The following is a 2,528-nucleotide window of genomic DNA, read 5'->3' on the forward strand; positions in this document are numbered from 1 at the left end:
GCAAACTCGTCGCTGCGCTCCTCGGACATGCGTCGCCTTGTTTCCCCCGCGACGCCCTCCGCCTCGGCGCTCCTGAAGTTGGCGACCACCGCCCCGGCCCCGCGGCCTCAAGTGTGCGCGGCTGGCCCTGAAGCCCTCCCCTGTTCGCGGCTTGTGGCGCTCCTACACGGGACGCAACCGCGGCGGTTTCTGTAGGAGCGCCGCAAGGCGCGAATGCGACGGCGGGCCGTCACCCGCGTCGCGGGAGGAGCCACCCTGTTTGCGGCTTGCGCCGCTCCTACACGGGTCGGAACCGCGGCGCTCCACAAGAACCGCGGCGCCTGGAATCCGCGTCTTCGCCCCGGCTGCTCGTGTCGCTCCCGTGGGCAGGGGAGCCCTCGCCCACTCGCCTTACTTTCCCGCGTTCGGGAAGAAGAGCTGCTCGCCCTCGATCTTGTATGCGGCGATGGCCTCCTGGCCGGCGGGCGACACCACCCACTCGACGAACTTGCGCGCCTCGGCCTGCTTCACGTGCGGGTGGCGCTCGGGGTTCACCACCATCACGCCGTACTGGTTGAAGAGGCGCTTGTCGCCCTCGACCAGCACCGCCAGGTCGGCGCGATTCTTGAAGCTGAGCCAGGTGCCGCGGTCGGCGAGCACATAGGCGCCGCTCGACGCCGCCATGTTCAGCGCCGGGCCCATGCCGCAGCCGCACTCCTTGTAGCCCGTGCCCTTGTTGTCGACCGCGGCGGCCTTCCAGTAGCGCAGCTCGGCGGCGTGGGTGCCGCTCTTGTCGCCGCGCGACACGAAGTTGCCGTTGGCCGCGGCGAGCTTCTGCAGCGCGCCGGTGATGTCATTGCCCCTGGTGGTGGCGGGGTCGTCCTTGGGCCCGATGAGCACGAAGTCGTTGTACATGACCTGGCGGTGCTCGATGCCGTGGCCTTCGTCGACGAACTTCCGTTCGGCGGCGGCGTCGTGCACGAACACCACGTCCGCGTCGCCGCGGCGACCGACGTCGAGCGCCTGGCCGGTGCCGAGCGCGACCACCTTCACGTCGATGCCGGTCGCCTGTTTGAACTGCGGCAGAATGTGGCCGAAGAGCCCGGACTGCTCAGTGGAGGTCGTCGAGGCGACGACGATCGAGGCGGCCTGCTGGGCGATCGCCGGGGCGGCGAAGAGGCCGATCGCCACGGTGGCGATGCCGGCGAGGCTGCGGCGGATGTGCGCGATGCGGGTGTTGCGGGTCATGCGGAGTCTCCTCGGTTGGGGCCGGGCTCAGGCCGAGTGCTTGTAATGCCGTCGCGGCGGCTGCGGCGACGGACGCGCCTCGGGCAATCTAGGCAGGTGGGGGGGATGGATCAATATGAACGGCCCTGCATAGGATGGAGGGCTGCGGCGGCCTGGACGCCGCGGTGCGACACGGACATGGACCAGAAAGCATGAAGAGCCGCGTGATCGAACGCTGGGTCGAGGCCCACCTCGCCGGACGGCGGATCAGCGCCAACTCGCTGATCATCTCGGTGTATGGCGACCTGATCGCGGTGCACGGCGGCGTGGTGTGGCTCGCCGACCTGATCCGGCTGATGGCGCCCTTCGGGCTCAACGAGCGCGTGGTGCGCACCAGCGTCTATCGGCTGGTCCAGGACGACTGGCTGGAGTCGGGGCAGGTCGGCCGGCGCAGCTACTACCGCCTCGCCGCGTCCGGCATGCGCCGCTTCGCGCCGGCGTGGCGGCGCATCTTCGAGCCGGAGGGCGAGGGCTGGAGCGGGACCTGGCAGGTGGTGATGCTGCCCTCCGCGCTCGAGGCGCGGGTGGCGGACAACCTGCGCCGGGAGCTGTCGTGGGCGGGCTACGGGGCCTTGAACGCGGGCGTGCTGTTGCGCCCCACCGACGACGCCTCGACGCTGCGCAACATCCTCGACGGCTGCAGCCTGCGCGACCGCGTGGTACCGCTGACCGCGCGCGGCCTGGACGGGGTGACGGGGGCGGCCACCGACGAGCTGGTGCGCGAGTGCTGGGACCTGCAGGCGATCGCGGCCACCTACGACGCCTTCATCGAGCACTTCCGGCCGCTGCTGCGCGCCTTCGGCGCGGGCGAGGTGGAGCCGCAGCAGGCCTTCCTGGTGCAGACCCTGTTGATGCACGAGTTCCGCCGCGTGCTGCTGCACGACCCCCAGCTGCCGGTGCAGGTGATGCCCAACCGCTGGCGCGGGGATGCGGCGCGCGAGCTGTGCGCGCGGCTGTATCGCCTGAGCTGGCGTGCGGCGTGCCGGCATCTGCAGGCCAGCTGCGCCAGCCCGGAAGGTCCGCTGCCGGCGCCGTCGGCGCAGTTCTTCCGCCGCTTCGGCGGCTTGGAGTTGCCGCCGGCGGGGACCGACGAGGCCGAGGGCTGAGCGGGCGCCGCCCGGCGCCCGGCCGCGTGGCCGTTCAGGCGTTGCCGAGCCGCGTGGCGGTGGCGACGCCCGCGGGCTTGCCGCCGCGTACGGGGGGGTGCTTGAGCGCGATGCCCTGGGTGAAGGCGGCGCGGCGGATCAGCGTGTATTTGAACC

Annotated in this window: 2 protein-coding genes; one reads left to right on the plus strand and one right to left on the minus strand. The window is 71.6% G+C overall.

The window, feature by feature from the left end; translation table 11 throughout:
- Positions 1–390: 390 nt before the first annotated feature.
- On the minus strand, positions 391–1,227 hold the full coding sequence (locus C667_RS22135; RefSeq protein ID WP_004385657.1) for an ABC transporter substrate-binding protein: 837 nt from the start codon (positions 1,225–1,227) through the stop codon (positions 391–393).
- Between the two features lie 191 nt (positions 1,228–1,418).
- Between C667_RS22135 and paaX the strand changes: the two genes are divergently transcribed.
- Complete coding sequence (gene paaX, locus C667_RS22140) at positions 1,419–2,372, plus strand: phenylacetic acid degradation operon negative regulatory protein PaaX (protein ID WP_004385659.1); 954 nt, start codon at positions 1,419–1,421, stop codon at positions 2,370–2,372.
- Positions 2,373–2,528: the final 156 nt, after the last annotated feature.

It is taken from the genome of Thauera phenylacetica B4P, assembly GCF_000310225.1.
GTDB classification, from domain to species: Bacteria; Pseudomonadota; Gammaproteobacteria; order Burkholderiales; family Rhodocyclaceae; genus Thauera; species Thauera phenylacetica.